Annotated in this window: 10 protein-coding genes; 8 read left to right on the forward strand and 2 right to left on the reverse strand. The window is 33.4% G+C overall.

The genetic code is table 11. The features are described from left to right. The first annotated feature begins 17 nt into the window (after positions 1-17). The 7 genes from J2Z60_RS01195 (at position 18) to nth (ending at position 13,156) form a co-directional block, all read left to right on the forward strand. The gene (locus J2Z60_RS01195) at positions 18-3,509 is read left to right on the forward strand and encodes a PD-(D/E)XK nuclease family protein (RefSeq protein WP_209685563.1); all 3,492 of its coding nucleotides are present in this window, start codon (positions 18-20) and stop codon (positions 3,507-3,509) included. Next, positions 3,493-7,098 (forward strand): helicase-exonuclease AddAB subunit AddA, encoded by a 3,606-nt coding sequence (addA, locus tag J2Z60_RS01200; protein WP_209685565.1) that lies wholly within the window; start codon positions 3,493-3,495, stop codon positions 7,096-7,098. Before J2Z60_RS01195 ends, addA begins: the two co-directional genes overlap by 17 nt. 24 nt (positions 7,099-7,122) lie before the next feature. Next, the gene (locus J2Z60_RS01205; protein WP_209685567.1) at positions 7,123-9,939 is read left to right on the forward strand and encodes a helicase C-terminal domain-containing protein; all 2,817 of its coding nucleotides are present in this window, start codon (positions 7,123-7,125) and stop codon (positions 9,937-9,939) included. Then, complete coding sequence (locus J2Z60_RS01210; RefSeq protein WP_209685569.1) at positions 9,923-10,417, forward strand: hypothetical protein; 495 nt, start codon at positions 9,923-9,925, stop codon at positions 10,415-10,417. The genes J2Z60_RS01205 and J2Z60_RS01210 overlap by 17 nt, the downstream gene beginning before the upstream one ends. An 84-nt stretch (positions 10,418-10,501) precedes the next feature. Then, positions 10,502-11,800: an asparagine--tRNA ligase gene (asnS, locus tag J2Z60_RS01215; RefSeq protein ID WP_209685571.1), complete on the forward strand. Its 1,299-nt coding sequence runs from the start codon at positions 10,502-10,504 to the stop codon at positions 11,798-11,800. 65 nt (positions 11,801-11,865) lie between these two features. Beyond that, complete coding sequence (locus J2Z60_RS01220; protein ID WP_209685573.1) at positions 11,866-12,504, forward strand: DnaD domain protein; 639 nt, start codon at positions 11,866-11,868, stop codon at positions 12,502-12,504. A gap of 19 nt (positions 12,505-12,523) precedes the next feature. Continuing rightward, positions 12,524-13,156: an endonuclease III gene (nth, locus tag J2Z60_RS01225; protein ID WP_209685575.1), complete on the forward strand. Its 633-nt coding sequence runs from the start codon at positions 12,524-12,526 to the stop codon at positions 13,154-13,156. A gap of 52 nt (positions 13,157-13,208) precedes the next feature. Here nth and J2Z60_RS01230 read toward each other — a convergent pair whose 3' ends face one another. Together J2Z60_RS01230 and recU are read right to left on the reverse strand one after the other, a co-directional pair. After that, positions 13,209-15,590 (reverse strand): PBP1A family penicillin-binding protein, encoded by a 2,382-nt coding sequence (locus J2Z60_RS01230; protein ID WP_209685577.1) that lies wholly within the window; start codon positions 15,588-15,590, stop codon positions 13,209-13,211. Positions 15,591-15,658: 68 nt separating this feature from the next. Beyond that, positions 15,659-16,285, reverse strand: coding sequence for a Holliday junction resolvase RecU (recU, locus tag J2Z60_RS01235; protein ID WP_209685580.1), 627 nt, complete (start codon positions 16,283-16,285; stop codon positions 15,659-15,661). A 78-nt stretch (positions 16,286-16,363) separates the two neighbouring features. Here recU and J2Z60_RS01240 point away from each other — a divergent pair, with 78 nt between their 5' ends. Next, positions 16,364-16,924, forward strand: coding sequence for an SLOG family protein (locus J2Z60_RS01240; RefSeq protein WP_209685582.1), 561 nt, complete (start codon positions 16,364-16,366; stop codon positions 16,922-16,924). Positions 16,925-17,016: the final 92 nt, after the last annotated feature.

A 17,016-nucleotide genomic window follows, 5' to 3' on the forward strand; every position in this document is an offset into this window, starting at 1 on the left:
TTAAAAGGAGAATAGTGATGATTAATTTAATTACTGGACGCCAGAGTGATGACTTGCAAAGTGTGGTCATTAATCAGGCTATCAAAACATATCATGATAATAAAGAAAAAAAGACTTTTATTATCGTGCCAAATCATATCAAGTTTACCACAGAAGTTAAGTCTTTAAAGAAGCTAACCACACCAGATAATCAACAAGTTGCTACACACAATTTACAAATTTTATCATTTTCTCGACTAGCGTGGTACTTTTTAAGAAATGAATCAGTAATTTTACCACAAATTCTCGATGATGCAGCAAGTACAATGCTTTTGAAACAAATTGTCCAAGAGAAAAAGGAACAATTGCTTTTATTTAAGGATACAGAAGTAGCTAATGGTGCTTTGAAACAGATTTATGAAGCAATATTATCTGTTCGTCAAGGTAATCTAGATTTAGAGGACATAGATAAAACTAACTTAGACGAAGAAACTAATCGTAAGATTCATGACCTTAGGCTAATTTATAATGATTTCATTGATGCATTAGCAGGAAAGTTCGCTACGAAAGATGAAATGCAGTTTTTATTAAATAAATATCTGGCTGAGAGACAGTCTTTAGAGGGGGCTAACTTTTATTTTACTGATTTTTCTCATTTTTCATTACAAGAATTGTTAACTGTACAGTTGATTTCTAAAAAGGCTGCCAATACTAATTTATTTTTTAAAACAAAAAATGGAAAAATATCAGCTGATAACAAGCCAGGAAATTACGATTATATTGTACAAAGGACTATCGAACAATTAGAGCATTTTTGGCAAGATCAAAACCTAAATTATGCTACTTTAGAGTATCAAAACACTAGAAGTAAGACTAATAAGACTACTTTAAATGGCATCTGGACTAAAGAATTGCCTCCAAAGGGACAAGAGATTGGTAATTTTGTTCAATTTGTTAAGGCAGATTCACGTTATGCAGAAGCCTATTTTGTCGCACGGACTATCTATCAACAGGTTGCTCTAAATAATTATCGTTATCGCGATTTTTTGGTTTTAGCACCAAATCTAAGCGAATATGAGACTTATTTAGCTCCAATTTTACGTCAGAATAAGATCCCATTCTTTGATGATTTACAAAAGCAAATGAAATATCATCCACTAGTAGTTATAATCGAAAGCTTACAACACTTACTAAAAAATAATTTGTTAACTAATGATGTTCTTGCCCTAGCTAAGTCGAAGTTATTAATTCCTAGTAATTATGAAGATGAGATTGCATATCAGTATGACTTAGACCAGTTAGAAAACTTTGTACTAGCGCATGGAATTAATCATAACTTATGGCATCGAAAATTAAATGATTTTGTTGATGCTCAAGTAATAAAATTGGATAATGCGACTGATGAAATTGAACGATTAGAAAATTTACGTAAGTATCTAATTTCGAGAATTGACAAATTACTAAGTAAATTAAAAAATGCTAGTGATGTTCAAGCTGGGGTAATGGAGTTTTGGAATTTTTTAATAAGTAATAAAGTTTCTAAGCAATTAGAAAATTGGCGTACTCAAGCAATTGATAGAAATGATTTGCAATCGGCTCAAGAGCCAGAACAGGTGTGGTCAACGCTTCAACAACTAATCAAAGATTATCTACTAATTGCTAAAGATTTTGATGCTGAAGCATTTTTAGACTTGTTAGTGAGTGGTTTTAGCGAAGCGACCTTTTCGCAAATACCATCTACATTAGATGCTGTAAATATCTCAGAATTAGGAATGGTTCAAAACTTTGATTATAAGCAAGTATTCATTATTGGAGCAACAAGTTCCAACTTGCCTAAAATTCAGACAATACCTGGTTTTTTAACTAGTGAAAATATTGAAAAAATAAATGTTGGAAGTGAAGAAGATAAGTATCTAGAAGATAACCAAAAAGTTAATAATTTGGACCAAGAGTACCAGTTTGGTAATATCTTAAGTTTAGCCAGTGACAAGATATATCTTTCCTATCCGATATTAAATACTGCTAATGAGCGATTGCAACCATCAATTTACTATCGGCAACTAGTAAGTTTAACTGGCAATAAGGAGTTTGCTCAGCATGATTTACCAAGTGAGGACGGGGATGCACTATCATTTATTACTAATCCACAATCAAGTCTGGGTTATTTAGCATATATGAATAAAAATGACTACGCTTATAGTCATGATCTATTACAACTTACTCAAGATAAATTACCTAAGTTAACCAAGCAAGTTTTAACTGCCAATGAATTTAAGAATATACCGCTTGATTTGGATAGTAGCTTAGCTCAAGAATTATATGGTAAAAATATCGAAACATCTGTTTCACAGCTAGAACAATATTATCAGAATTCGTTTGAATATTTTTTAAACTATGGTTTGCGTTTGCGACCACGCTTTGAAAATGAATTGGATGTTATTCAGGCTGGTAACTATTATCATGAAACATTTGATAATTTAGTTAAATATTTAAAAAAGAGAAAACAGAATCTTGATGACTTAACCAGCAATGAATTAAACAAGGTTTTGCAAGAAATTCATTTTAATTTACAAGTTCAAGGGCGATACAGACAACTACTAGATGATCCATTTAATAAGTATCTTTTTAGAAAATTAGATCAAACTACTAACAATGTTGCTCATTTTTGGCATCGTAATCTAAGTAAAACGACCTTTAGACCACAATATTCAGAACTTAGCTTTGGTAAAGGTCAAAAGGTTAAGGGACTTGCATATGAAATTGTTGATTCAGATGGTCATAAGCATAATGTTAATTTAAGAGGCAAAATTGACCGAGTAGATTTAGCTAAAATTAATGAACATGATGTAGTCGGTCAAGTAATTGATTATAAATCATCACAAAAAAACTTTGATATGTCATTGTTTGCAAGCGGAATTTCTTTGCAGATGGTGTCTTATTTAGCTGTTTTAGACCAAAATACCAACTTCTTTACTGGAGATAAGAATAAGCAATTGGACGTTTTGGGGGCCTTTTATCAGACAATTACTAGGAAGATTAAAAGAATTAACGACAAAAACCTTATTAAGACAGATTATTCAGTTGATCCAGTAATGGAAGCAGTAAAGGCACTGCAATATCAAGGGATTCTAATTGATGATATTTCACTATTAAGACAGATTGAACCAGGAATGAATCTGCAAAATAAATCTGACCTATATGCCAAGGTTAGTTTGAAGAATGATGGGCATTTTACTAAGACAACTATGGTATTTACTAATGAGCAGATTAATAAAATACTAGCTTATAATGACTTTCTAATTAATAAGGCGGCTGGAGATATCTTATCTGGAAAGATTAAGTTGAACCCATATAAAGTTGGTCAAAGAACTGCACTAGACTATTCTCAATATAAAGACATTCAATTTTTTGATGCAATGCTTCCTGAGAATAATTACCATGACATTACTTCAATTGGTAGTGTAGATGAATTAATTAAATATATCGATGAAATATTGAAGAAAGGAAAAACTGATGGTCGAATTTACTAAGCAACAACAGCAAGCAATTGACGATCGTGGCAAAGATATTCTGGTATCAGCATCTGCGGGGTCAGGTAAGACAGCAGTACTGGTTGAGCGTGTAATCAAAAAAGTTTTAAGTGGGACACCTGTTTCTAATTTATTAATCATTACATTCACTAAAGCAGCAGCTAGTGAAATGAAAGAAAAAATCAAGTTACGATTAAATAAACAACTAGATAAAGACCCTAATAATAATTTTTTACGTACACAATTGATAGAGGTTGACACAGCTAATATCTCTACGATTGATTCATTTTGCTTAGACGTTATTCGAAGGTTTTATTATGTAATTGACTTAGATCCTAGCTTTAGTGTACTAACTGATGAAACTCAAGCAGCATTGATGAAAGAGAAGGCCCTTAAGGATATTCAAGATGAATACTTAGAAAAAAATGATCAGAATTTTTTAGCATTTTATGATAATTTTGCCGGGGATAGGGAGGCAGATGAAGTACATCAATTGTTGTTAGATCTCTATGATGTAACTATGACTCAACCCGATTATGTAAACTATTTGCAAAATATTGCTAATTTTTATGATTTAGGCAAATATCTAACAGAATCTAATCTGTGGAATTCTTATATAAAAGTGTTACTTTTACAAAAGTTCAAAAAAATAAATACAAAGGTGCTTGACCTAATCGGTCAAGCACAAAAACAAAGCCAAAATTTCTCCAAGGTAATCACTCAATTAACTGAATTTAATGATCATTTAGAATACTTTATTGGTTTATTAAAAAATGACGCGCCATATAATGATTTGCGCAATAGTTTTCAAAAATTAATCTTCAAACCGGCTCGCAAGACTGGTAAAAAAAGTGACGATAATTATGAAGAAGTTACTAAGATTAATGAATATATCAAACAATTCCGTGAAGCAACTAAAGAAGAATTAATTGATTTATATGGTCAATATTTTGTAATTGATGAAAAGCAGCAATTGGACTCTTTAAGCAAGGCATACCAAATCATTCAAACCGCTTCTGAAGTAGAGCGAAAATTTATTGAAAAATTCAACGAATTAAAGAGGCAACAAAATTTTATTGATTATCAAGATATGGAGCAATTTGCTAATAAAATCTTAACGCAAGATACCTCTAATTCAAATTTAGCTAAAAAATATTATCAAGAAAAATTTGATGAAATATTAATTGATGAGTACCAAGATGTAAACTATCTTCAGGAATCTATCATTCAATCCATTAAGAAAAAAGGTCAAAATACACTTTTTATGGTAGGGGATGTAAAACAATCAATTTATGGCTTTCGTCAAGCACAACCTGATTTGTTTTTGCAAAAGTATCATGATTTTAAAGATAATGATAATTCACGAGAAAGGATAATCTTGGCCGATAACTTTAGATCTAGTCAAGCGGTTGTCGACTTCGTTAATAAGGCGTTTGACGCAATATTAACAAGTGATTTTGGTGGAATTAATTATAAGCAAGAAGCCAGATTAATTCATGGAGCTCAATTTGATCGCCAGAATACACTTGGAATAGCTACAGAATTGTTGTTTTCTCGAAAGAAAAATCAAAAGGATAGTACTTTTTCTGAGGATAAGATCGATGATATTAATCAGACTAAGATGATTATCGAGCGCATTAAGCAACTTAAAAATGAAGAATTTAAAGTATGGGATGATAAAGAAAATTGTCTGCGACCATTTAGATATTCAGATATCGCTATTTTGACTAGGACTCATAGCGATAACCTACAAGTTATGCAGGAATTTGCTAAGGCAGATATTCCTCTATTTGTAACAGACGCCCAAAATTATTTTCAGACCTTTGAGCTGGTTATGATTATGAATTACTTGAGAATAATTGATAATCCTCGTCAAGACATTCCTTTAGTTGCGGTATTGAGATCTCCGATTTATGGTTTTACTGAGCCTGAATTAGCTAAAATTAGAGTCAATAGTAAGAATACTGATTTTTTTGATGCTGTTGTTAAATATTCAACAATAGATTCTGAATTAGGTAAGAAATGTAAGAAATTCCTTAATCAGCTAGAAGAATTTCGTCAATTTGCGACCAATCATCGTATATCAGAGCTAATATGGAGCATTTATGAAATTACTCATTTATTAGAAATTTTCACTGGTCTACCTAATGGACAACAGAGAAGAGTCAACTTGCAAGCTTTATATGAACGTGCAAGTTCATATGAAAGTGCGGGATTTAAGGGACTATATCAGTTTATTAACTTTATTGAAAGGATGAGAAAGAATAATAAAGATCTTGCTCAGCCCTTATTGAGTGATCAAGCAGATAACTCAGTCAAGTTAATGACAATTCATGGCTCTAAGGGATTAGAATTTCCAATTGTGTTTGTAATGGATTTAAATCATCGCTACCAAAAACGTGACTTGCAGGGAGATTACATTATTTCACCTAAATTAGGTTTAGGAATTAGCATTAGAGAAGAAAAGTATAAAATTGATACTTTGGTTAAGTCGATAATTAAATATGAGAAAAAGCAAGAATTACTTGAAGAAGAAGCTAGGATTTTGTATGTAGCTTTAACTAGGGCAAGACAAAAATTAATAATGGTTGCCAGTCTTCAAGATAGAGAGGTAGAAACTAATTTTTCTTCTGATTTAGACATTGTAGATAAGTTATCTGCTCAATCTTCATGGTCATTTTTAAAGCATCAGCTTAATGTCAGTGGACATACTAAGCAAAAAATAAGTGAAATGAATTTGGAGTTAGATAAAGTAAACAAAGTCTTTTACATTGAATATCTTCCAGAGGAAACTAATAACGCTGATAAGATTAATGAGTCAAGCCATAGTACAGAAGCTAATAATTATATTGTTGACCAGGTAAAAAAGCTATATGAATTTTCATATCCTTTTGCTGATGCTACTAAGACTACTGCTTATCAAGCAGTTTCTGAAATTAAAAGTGCGTTTAATGATCCGCTAGATGAAGAATTAAAAAATTCCCACTTGATTCCATCAACTAATCGTTACTTGCAACCAATTGATGATACGCCAATTTTTTTGAAAGAGAATTCATTTACCGGAGCAGAAATAGGTACCGCAACCCACTTATTACTGCAATATTATGACTATCGTGGTTCAAAAGATAAAAATAATTTAAAAAATGAAATCAGAAAATTAATTACAATTCAAAAGTTAAATCCTGATATTGTAACTTATTTAAATCAAGATGCAATCAATTGGTTTGTTATGAGTGATTTTGCTAAACTATTTTGGAAGAATCCAGATAAGCTTCACCGTGAAAGTGAATTTTCTAGTTTAGTTGGTGTAAAGCAAATATTTGGGCAATTTTCCGATCCAGCAGATAAGATTCTGGTTCATGGTACTATTGATGGTTACTATGAGGATAATGATGGTATTATTTTATTTGATTATAAGACTGATTATGTTGATAAGCGTCATCTTGATCAATCCATTGAGAAGATTAAGCAAAAATATACAGGTCAATTACGTCTTTATGAGATGGCACTTAATGAAATGAAAGATTTAAAAGTTAAATCAAAATATTTAGTTTTACTTGACGCAAAGAAACTTGTAAAACTAGACTAGTATTATATAAGGAGGTTGAATTCTGTGGAGAAAGCATTCTCTAATGACGTTTTTGCAGTAGTAGATTTAGAAACTACTGGAACACAGCGTCAAAATGAAGATAGAATTATTCAATTCGGTTGTGCGATTATTAAACACAGAAGAGTAGTAAAAACCTATTCTTTTCTAATAAATCCTCAAAAAGAAATCCCCCAATCAGTAGAAAATTTAACCGGAATAACAAATGACGATGTTGCTCAAGCTCCGGTGTTTTCACATTTTGCCAAGGAAATTCGTGATATTTTAAAAGACGCAATTTTTGTTGCTCATAATGTGAATTTTGACTTGCCGTTTTTAAACTATGAACTTACTAGAGCTGGGTTAGAGCCATTAAGTGGCAAGGCATTAGATACTGTAGAATTATCTCAAATAGCTTTTCCTACTTATCCTTCTTATAAGTTACGTGATTTAACTAGTCGACTAAATATTAAGCATTTAAACCCTCATAGAGCAGATTCTGATGCCTTAGTAACTGCTAAGCTGCTTTTAAAAATCATTTCTAAGTTGGAAGAGCTCCCACAAGCTACTTTAAATACTCTGACAGCCTTATCTAAAGGATTGTTGCGTAATACTGACTATATTTTTTCAGAAATATCAAAGTCTGCCCGTCAAAAAAAGCGTCCATTATCTAGAGATTTAATCCAAATTAGAAATTTAATCATTAAAAAGACCAATATAATAATTGGTAATCCTACTGCTAAAGAAGCGGCGTTTCCAGAAAGCGATATTGACAAGAAAAAATTATTCAAAGGACATATTCGTTTTCGTCGAGGTCAAGTTAGCTTAATTAATAAAATACATGAATTTCTTTCTTCTTCTAAAAAAGAATCTCTCGTAGTTGAAGCCCCTAATGGCAGTGGCAAAACATTTAGCTTTTTGATGTCGTATGCGTATGAACTTTATTCAGGTAGAAAATTAGTTATCGCAACGCCTACTAAGGTGTTGCAAGAGCAGATGCTTAGTCAAGAAATTCCGCAATTAATAGAAGTTACGGGGCTAGATCTAATTGCACAAGAAGTTAAGTCTAGTAGTCATTATATTGATTTAGATGGTTTTTATAATTCGCTTTATCAAAGTAATCAAGGTATCCAAACACTAATTTTACAAATGAAGATTTTAGTTTGGCTAACTGAAACAACTACTGGAGATTTAGATGAATTACAATTAACTAACTATCAAGATCCTTTATTTACTATGATTCGCCATCCTGGTGATGCAAGAGTGGGAACATTGTTTTCAGAATATGACTTTTGGAATTTGGCAAGAGAGCGCCAAGAAGAAGCGGATATTTTGATTACTAACCATGCATATTTAGCTAATCATTATATGGATTCAATTTGGGGACAAAATCCTTTTTTGGTTGTTGATGAAGCTCATCGCTTTGTTGATAATGTTACTACATCTCGTAGTAATTCTATTCAATTCGAATCATTTTGGGGTATGTGCAGTCATCTAAAGAACTTGCTCTTCTTCTCAAATTATGGTGTAAAAGTTAGATTTGGTGATGATCAGCGTTTAAGCTCAATTTTGGATAAGTTAGACAGCCAAATTCTAGATTTAATTCATGCAATTAACGAGATTCAGAGACAATTATTTTCAAGGTTAGACTTTGCTACTAGTAGTGAACAAAAGACCAAGATTAAATATGAATACGGTTTTCAGGGAGAAGATTTATTCCCTAGCTCCGAAAAGATGATTTATCTCTTAAATCAATTACAAAATAAAATCGAAATAGTTCGTAGGAATGTAAACCAAATTTTATTTTTACTTTATCATGAGCAAGGCCAGCTTATGACAAGTGATGATGCGCTAATTAAAGAGTTGCAAGATGGAATAGATCAGTTAGATTTTTATTCAGAGCAAAATTATTTATTAATGGATCAATTGAATAGTTCCACTAAGTTTTTGCAAATGGGATTTATTCTTCAAATTACTAATATCGAAGATCCATTATCGACTAACCTTAGTTGGCTAATGATTAATCCCAGCGATGAGTTAATGCAATTGTATGAGTACTTTTCTAAGAAGTTATTTATTTCTGCTACTTTGATGGAACAAGATGATTTTTCATATATTTTAAAGGTATTATGCCTAGATCCTACAACTACAATCACCTACAAAGGAAAGGCATCATATCAAGTTGAAAAGCATCTGCAAGTTTTAGCACTGGAAGATAGTAATGTGCCAACTAATCCTAATGAAGATGATTTTTCTGAGTTTATAATTCAATTTTTGAAAACTAGTCTTGGTGGATTGTCGCATATCCTTGTCTTGTTTACTAATTTAGAAACTATCAAAACAGTCTTTACCCAAATATCTACTAGTAATGAGTTGAAAGATTATGAGATTTTGGCGCAAGGCTTAACGGGTACCAATGAACGAATTGCTAAGAGATTTAGTATCGCGAAGAAGACTATCTTATTAGGCGCTAATAGTTTTTGGGAAGGAATTGATTTTAAAAATAGCGGAGTAGATTTGGCAATAGTTACTAAATTGCCATTCGAATCGCCTGACCAACCAGAAGTGAAGTTGCGTGACGAACGCTTGAAAAAGCAAGTAGGCAGCCATGTATTCGAACTTGACACGTTACCACGTGCAATTATTAGGTTTAGGCAGGGATGTGGTCGCTTAATTAGGAATGAACGCGATCATGGTATTTTTGTTATTTTAGATCAAAGAGTTTGGCATAAAGATTATGGTCAAAAATTTTTAAACAGTTTACCAGTAAGTGCTAAAAAGGTTAATTTAGAAAATTTAAAGGCTTTATTGAAGGATAACATCATAAATGAATCAAAGAGTTAAACAAGGGTTAAGAACTATTGCTAGTGCAATTGGGATATTAGCAGCCATTTATTTGATTTGCATTATTATATTTATCTTTGCTACAAATTCTCAGCGCCAAGATCAAAAAGCAGTTGCAGCTGTAGCAATTGATAAAACTCCTATTATTAAAATTAACAAAACCTACCACTTGAGTAGAAGTGTTAAAAGTGATAGCGTTGTAGGTACTGATAGGAAGGGACATAAATATTATTTTATTTATTTATCTCATTCTAAAAAGTCCTATCTCTATTCTTCTAATAGTGGGCTAAGCGAAGCTAGGATAAGATCAATCTTTCTTTCTAAGCATCCTGGTCATTCAAATCTAAAGATTGAATTAGGATGGTACAAGGCACGTCCTGTTTGGGAAATATCTTATAAGAAGAATAATGGCAACTATGGTTATGCATTGTATAATTTTAAAGACGGTAAAGAAATCTATTTTATTGACAATATTTAATTTTAAATAATTTTCAATTTTTTTATCGCAAAGTATAATTTTCTAGTATAATTTAATTAGTTTATTCATAAAGGTTGGTAAGTAATGACAGAATTAATTTCGATTAAAGATGCCCCAAAGTATGTTGACCAAGAAGTCAGGATGCATGTGTGGCTTACAGACAAACGTTCAAGCGGTAAGATTATGTTTTTACAATTACGTGATGGTACCGCATTTTTCCAAGGCATTGTATTAAAGAAGAATGTATCAGAAGAAGTATTTAATGCTGCTAAGAGCTTGCACCAAGAAGCAAGTATGTACATTACTGGTACTATTCATGAAGACGAGAGATCTCATTTTGGTTACGAAATTCAAATTTCAGATTTAGAGATTGTAACCAATAATGAAGGTTACCCAATTGGTAACAAGGAGCATGGAATTGAATTCTTGCTAGATCATCGTCATTTATGGTTAAGATCTAAGCGTCCATTTGCAATTATGCAAATTAGAAACCAAGCATTTAAGGCAATTGTTGATTTCTTTGAACAAGAAGGCTTTATTAAGTTTGATGCACCAATCTTAATGCAATCTGCTCCAGAAGGTACTACCGAATTATTCCATATTGATTACTTTGATCATGATGCTTATCTTTCACAATCAGGTCAACTATATGGTGAAGTTGGTGCAGAAGCATTTGGCAAGATATTTACTTTCGGTCCAACATTTAGAGCAGAAGAATCTAAGACACGTCGTCACTTAACTGAATTCTGGATGATGGAACCTGAAATGGCTTGGATGCACCAAGATGAATCTCTTGATATTCAAGAAAGACTTTTGGCATTCGTTACTAAGAGAATTATTGACAATTGTGAATATGAATTGGGTATCTTAGGTAGAGATATTGATAAATTAAGACCTACTGCAGAAGGTAACTTCCCACGTATTAGTTACGATGAAGCTGTTAAGATGTTGCAAGATGCTGGGCGTGACTTCAAGTGGGGTGACGACTTCGGTGCTCCTGATGAGGCTTATATCTCAGAACAATACGATCGTCCTGTATTTATCATGAATTATCCTACTAGCATCAAGCCATTCTACATGAAGAAGAATCCTGATAATCCTAAGGAATACTTGTGTGCTGATGTATTAGCACCAGAAGGATACGGCGAGATTATCGGTGGTAGTGAGCGTGAAAGTGATTATGACACTTTAAAGGCGCAGATTGATGAAGCCGGTTTAAACGAAAAAGACTATGAATGGTATCTTGACTTACGTAAATATGGTTCCGTTCCTCACTCAGGTTTTGGTATTGGCTTTGAAAGATTTCTTGGCTGGGTATGTAAGTTAGATCATATTCGTGAAGCAATTCCATTCCCAAGATTGATTAATCGTCTTGAACCTTAATATATAAGAACTAGATTACAGAAGTTGAGCCAGAAGTGGTTCAACTTTTTTTGAAGGGGAAAATAATGGCTACATATAATGATTATCGAGGTGCCGGTTTTACTGTAGTTTCTAATAATTTATTAAAATATTATCCGCAGCTTCAGTTAACCGAAACAGAATTAGTGTTAATCTTAGAATTAGAAGCCTGGGCACAAAAAAATAATACCTTTCCCAGCAATGATGACTTAGCTAAGAATATGACCTTATCTCCAATTGAAATCTCTCAATTTATTCAACAATTAATTGATAAAGATGTTCTTATCTTGCAGCAAGGTCATGATCAAGAAGGGCGGATTAATAATTATTATGATTTAAATCCCCTATATGAAAAGATCGATAAATTAGTGGCTAAGCAAAATGTAACTTCTAATTATAAAGGCTCTACTGACTATAAGAATGAGCCTGTTCAAGACCCTATTCAAATTATAATACGTCAATTTGAAATTGAATTTGGGCGTCTGTTGAGCCCAATTGAGCGTCAAGAAATTGCCGCTTGGATCAATATCGATCATTATCAGGCTGAAGTAATTAAGATTGCGTTGAGAGAAGCTGTATTAGCTCAGGTATATAATTTGAAGTATGTAGATCGTATCCTGTTAAATTGGCAACGGCATAATCTAACTACTCCAGATCAGGTCAAGAACTTTTTGCAGCGAAGTTAGTGAAAGGGGCTGTTTAATAATGGCTAATGACAATGAAAAATTATTATCAGATGATCAAGCTAGAGAAGTTTTAAAGCGTATTGCTAGTATGTATCCAGATGCTAAGGGTGAATTAAAATGGGATACGGTATTCCATTTGTTGTGTGCTGTATTAATGAGTGCGCAAACAACTGATAAAATGGTAAATTCAGTGACACCCAAGTTTTATGTAGATTATCCTGATAGCTTTGCCTTAGCAGCTGCTGATATTACTGATATAGAAGATCATATCAAGACTATCGGGCTATATCGAACTAAGGCTAAACATTTAAAAGAAACAGCTCAGATAATTAGTAGTACTTATAATGGTGAAGTTCCCAAAGATAAAAAGAAATTAGTAAAGCTACCAGGAGTTGGGGAAAAGACAGCCAATGTAGTATTAGCTGAGGCCTTTGGTATACCAGCGATTGCTGTTGATACCCATGTTTCTAGAATTTCTAAAAGATTTAAAATAGTTGGTGAAAAGGCAACACCCCATCAAATAGAAAAAAGATTAGAACAATTATTACCCGAGCAAGAATGGATTCACACTCATCATGCAATGATTTTGTTTGGGCGGTATACTATGCCTGCAAGAGCTAAAAACAAAGACCCATATTCTTTTCTAAAGTAACCAAAAAGGACCCTCTTAGAAGTCAAAAGCTTCCGGAGGGTCTTTTTTTTAGTTAGTTATTATTTGTATTGTTGCTATTAGCTTGGTTATTAGCAGAAGATTGGTGACTTTGCTGATTAGGTGTGTTTTCTTGAGATTGCTGCTGGCTTGATTTATCTTGCTGAGAAGTTTCAGAACGGGACGAGCTTTTACTTTCTTTTTCTTCGTTAGCATTATCTTGCTTATCTTGTGAACTAGATTTAGAAGACTTAGCATCATCGTTGTCGTTACCATCAGCACTAGTATCATCATCGTTTTGAGTGGTTACTTCATTTTCTTCATCTTCATCACTTCTGCCCGTAGTTACGGCTACATCTGGATCAGAAGGAGCATGTCCTTTAACAAATAATTGCCAAGTAGAATTGCTACTTGAACTTGCAACTTCATCTTCTGTACCATTTACAATTCTTCGTTTAACTACGGATGAAGGCTGCTGCCAGTCTTCATTTTTTTGATCTTGCATTAGGTAAGACATCATCTTTTTATATAAAATTTGTGCAGAAGTTTCACCGACACCTGATGGCGTTCCATCCTTTAAATTGTCATAACCGGTCCATATTCCTATTGAGTATAGTTTAGTATAGCCTACGAACCATGCGTCTTTAGGAGAATTAGCATATTGTGGATATTTTACTAAATCTTCATCAGAATATTTAACCGTACCAGTCTTACCAGCCTCATATAGACCATCAACTTTAGCACTTTTACCGGTTCCATTAGTGAAGACACCCTTGAGCATATCAGTTATCATATAAGCCGTTGATTCCTTCATTACGCGGGTACCAGCACTATCATATTTTCTAGTGATACCATCTGGGGTTTGAATTTTTGAAACGAATTGTGGTTTTTGATAGATACCATTATTAGCAAAAGCCCCGAAAGCACCAGCCATTTGTAATGATGAAGCGTTAGCACCGATTGCTACAGACAAGCCAGAATCAGATGGTACATTAACTCCCATCTTCCGCGCAAACAGCGATGCCTTGCTTACACCAACTTTTGCCAATGTGCGAACAGCAGGGACATTTCTAGATTCTACCAAGGCATCTCTCATACTCATTTTACCCTTATAGCTATTATCCCAGTCATATAACTGAATATTAGTTCCTGGATAGATATATTTGGTATCACTTACCTGATAAGAAGTAGGCCAATTAAGGTATTCAATCGCCGGACCATAATCTAGCACTGGCTTAATAGTTGATCCTGTTGATCTGCCAGTTTGTACAGCTCGATTAAGTCCTAGTTGAACAGAAGGAAGATTTCTACCACCGATAATGGCAATAACATGGCCGTTTGTAGGATTAACTACCGTTGCGCCGACCTGCATTTGAGCGTTGGTAAATGGAACTTCGCCGTCATTTACCAATTGGTAGAGCTTATTTTGAGCTTCTTGATTAATGTTAACAGTAATTTTTAGATTATCATTGTACGGGTTGAATCCTTTACTTTTAACTTCAGAAACTACTTCCTTAATATAAGGATCATCGATTTTTCTTAAGGTAGAATCAATGTTTGACTTCTTCGGTTGTAAGCCCTTAGTGATCGGCTCATTGATGGCTTGTTTATATTGTGACTTAGTAATTTTATTATTTCTATACATTGCTCTTAAAACAATGTTTCTACGATATTTTGCCTTTGCGGGGTAAACGTATGGGTCATATGTTACTGGTGCGTTAGGCATACCAGCAAGTAGAGCGAGCTGGGCTAGATCAAGATTTTTTAAACTCTTGCCGTAGTAAAAATTAGCAGCCGTACCCATACCGTAGATACCATAGTTCATATAGACCTTATTAATATAGAATTCTAAAATTTGATCCTTGCTAAATTCGCGTTCAACCTTCATTGAGAGCCAGGCTTCTTGTGCCTTTCGCTTCAAGGTTCTTTGGGATGCTGCTGTTGAAAAGACTGACAGCTTAACTAGTTGCTGGGTGATAGTTGATCCACCTGCTGCAACGCCCTTATTCTTTGCATTAAGTAAGACCGAGGTCATAATTCTGATCGGATCCAGTCCTAGACCCTCTTGATAAAAGCGACGGTCTTCTACTGAAACGACCGCGTTTTTTAATTTTTTAGGAATTGATTTATCCTTAACATAGGTCCGCTTTTCTGATCCTAAAGATAATAAAAACTTACCATCAGTAGTATATAAGCTGCTAGTGCCGCCACTTTGAAGCTGCGTTTCTGAAATACTTGGTGCGTCTTTAGCATAGTAGGCGAAAAGACCAACACCAGAAACAATGACTAATAATACTACAAGTAGGATCCACTTAATTATCTGCTTCCAAATTTTCCTTTGGGGCTTCTTGCGTGAGTGTAAGCTTGCCATACGGGAAGTTTCGGAATTATTTAGAGAATCTTTATTTGAAAAATCTTGTACATTTTTATTTGCCATAATATCTAATTCCTATCTAATGTTAAAAATATCACATCAATTAATCTTTATGGTGATTATGGTGATGATTACTTACTTAACTTTACCTTTGATATAAATTGATCTACAGCATCTAAGTAAGGTAGGGTAGGACGGAAGCCTACTTTAATTTCAATAGAGTTTTTTTCTAATTCTGCTAATGTCATTGAACTCTTATTTTTGGCTTTCCAAGCCTTAATTACAAAACTCGCTGGGGTCACAAAGTAACGATCTAATGTTACAAATCGAATAATTGTAAAACAAATACCCTGTTGTTTAAGACACCGGCTTAAATGAATAATTTGGTGTTCGTGGAAGTTCTTTAAAGGAAAAGAGGTCTTGTTTTTAGTCTCTTTAGCTTCAAAGTCAAGATAGTAACCCTTATAGACGCCATTATAATCAGTAGTAGAAGCCTGTCTAAAGTAAGCTTCTTTAATAACTGCTCTTGATCGTTTAGGATAATCTACTTTAACAATTTGAACGGGAGTAGGCTTCTTATGTACAACCGCAAGTTCTTCTAGCAAATAGAACTTATTAGATTCATTGATCTGTTGTTCTAAGTTCATACCTCGATCAGAAAAGACAACATCTTTGCGATGATTATTTTTTTTAGGTTTAAAGAGAGTAGTTTGATCTTGACTATAGTTTGTCAAGCTACCCGCTGGATATTTGACCATTAAATTCACTCCTGTTAGCATTCATTATAGCAAAATAACTTATAATAATGAAAAAGATCAAAAAAGGAAGAGTGTCTTATGCAGCGTTTATGGGTAAGCGGCTATCGCAGTTATGAATTAAGTATCTTCAATAATAAGGATAAGCGTGTAGAAGTTATCAAATACGCTCTAAAAAATAGATTGCAACGATTACTTGATGATGGGCAATTAGATTGGATTATTACGGGACCTAACTTGGGTATTGAACAATGGAGCGTTGAAGTTGGATTGGAGCTTAGTCAAGATTATCAACTACGCATAGCCATGATTGCGCCTTATGCCAACTTTTCTCAGCATTGGAATGAAAGCAATCAATTGCATTATCAAGAATTAAAGGATCGGGTGGACTTTTATGCTAGTGTATCAAATCAGCCATACCAGAGTCCGCAGCAGTTAAAAAATTATCAGCAATTTATGTTTGAACATACTGATCAGGCATTACTAGTCTACGATACTGAGTGCCCTGGTAAGCCACGCTATGATTATGACTTTATCAAAAATGGTCAAAAAAATAAGGCTTTTGACCTTCAATTAATAGATTTTTATGATTTACAAGATGCAGCTCAAGACTATTTAGAGGAAAATAGTAAGGACTTTTAAAAGAATTTGCAAAAAGCCTGTAAAAAAGCACTTGTATCATTTAAATGAAAATTTTTTTTGCTAAAATATAATATAAAGGAGCTGGATAAATA

This window comes from Lactobacillus colini (genome assembly GCF_017874575.1).
Lineage (GTDB): Bacteria > Bacillota > Bacilli > Lactobacillales > Lactobacillaceae > Lactobacillus > Lactobacillus colini.

Excerpts from the sequence above, each read along its gene's own strand:
- recU (WP_209685580.1), bottom strand. The coding sequence starts at position 16,285 with ATGGTCAAATATCCAGCGGGTAGCTTGACAAACTATAGTCAAGATCAA.
- nth (WP_209685575.1), top strand. The coding sequence starts at position 12,524 with ATGGCTAATGACAATGAAAAATTATTATCAGATGATCAAGCTAGAGAA.
- addA (WP_209685565.1), top strand. The coding sequence starts at position 3,493 with ATGGTCGAATTTACTAAGCAACAACAGCAAGCAATTGACGATCGTGGC.
- asnS (WP_209685571.1), top strand. The coding sequence starts at position 10,502 with ATGACAGAATTAATTTCGATTAAAGATGCCCCAAAGTATGTTGACCAA.
- J2Z60_RS01210 (WP_209685569.1), top strand. The coding sequence starts at position 9,923 with ATGAATCAAAGAGTTAAACAAGGGTTAAGAACTATTGCTAGTGCAATT.
- J2Z60_RS01230 (WP_209685577.1), bottom strand. The coding sequence starts at position 15,590 with ATGGCAAATAAAAATGTACAAGATTTTTCAAATAAAGATTCTCTAAAT.
- J2Z60_RS01240 (WP_209685582.1), top strand. The coding sequence starts at position 16,364 with ATGCAGCGTTTATGGGTAAGCGGCTATCGCAGTTATGAATTAAGTATC.
- J2Z60_RS01220 (WP_209685573.1), top strand. The coding sequence starts at position 11,866 with ATGGCTACATATAATGATTATCGAGGTGCCGGTTTTACTGTAGTTTCT.
- J2Z60_RS01195 (WP_209685563.1), top strand. The coding sequence starts at position 18 with ATGATTAATTTAATTACTGGACGCCAGAGTGATGACTTGCAAAGTGTG.